The 244-nt window shown below is 43.4% G+C and carries 1 protein-coding gene; it reads left to right on the plus strand.

Annotated elements, in window-relative coordinates; translation table 11 throughout:
- Window positions 1-54: 54 nt before the first annotated feature.
- The coding region (locus tag ACPYOJ_RS36325) for a catalase (RefSeq protein ID WP_481420532.1) at window positions 55-244 on the plus strand (190 nt) is incomplete at its 3' end.

Below are 244 nucleotides of genomic sequence, written 5' to 3' on the forward strand. Positions count from 1 at the left end.
GCTCAGGAGGCTCTGCGCAATACCATCGAGGAAGGGAATCTCCCGAAATGGACCATGTACATTCAGGTGATGACCGAAGAGCAGGCGAGAGATTTCAGATGGAATCCTTTTGATATTACAAAAGTTTGGTTCCAAGGAGATTTTCCTTTAATTGAAGTGGGAGAAATGGAATTGAATGAAGTTCCCGTCAATTACTTCGCTCATGTAGAGCAATCTACTTTTTCTCCAAGCAACCTGATCAACG

The sequence above is a fragment of the Rhizobium sp. SVR5-9E genome (assembly GCF_056755095.1).